This is a genomic window from Pseudomonas sp. MD330_10 (genome assembly GCF_042610415.1).
Lineage (GTDB): Bacteria > Pseudomonadota > Gammaproteobacteria > Pseudomonadales > Pseudomonadaceae > Aquipseudomonas > Aquipseudomonas rhodesiae.
Map to the genome: position 1 here is coordinate 1 of NZ_JBHGZU010000051.1, position 472 is coordinate 472.

Here is a 472-nt window from a genome sequence, read left to right on the forward strand (position 1 = left end):
CTACCGCTCGACTTGCATGTGTTAGGCCTGCCGCCAGCGTTCAATCTGAGCCATGATCAAACTCTTCAGTTCAAACATCTTTGGGTTTTTAAGAAACCCTAAACTTGGCTCAGCAATCGTTGGTTACATCTTTGATTTCTCGCGGAGTAACTTGTGATGCTGATAATCTTGTTGACTATCAGTCTGACTCCACAAGCACCCACACGAATTGCTTGATTCAGTTGTTAAAGAGCGGTTGGTTAAGATCTTTCGTCTCAACCGAGGCGCGCATTCTACAGCAGCCTCATTTGCTGTCAAGTGATTATTTTCAGAAGTTTTCGAAGATTTCTTCAACAACTTCAACCACTTGCGCTTCCGATCTCTCGTTAGCGGGAGGCGAATTCTACAGCGTTACACGCTGCTGTCAACACCTCTTTTTCTCCGCTTTCGATCGAGAAGATCGAAACGTTAATAGAGCCAAACAACACTGCTC

The 472-nt window shown here is 45.1% G+C and carries 1 rRNA gene; it reads right to left on the reverse strand.

Features of this window, described 5'->3' with window-relative positions:
* Nucleotides 1-72: ribosomal RNA gene (locus ACFZPT_RS26565) — 16S ribosomal RNA — on the reverse strand; the annotation flags it as partial.
* Nucleotides 73-472: the final 400 nt, after the last annotated feature.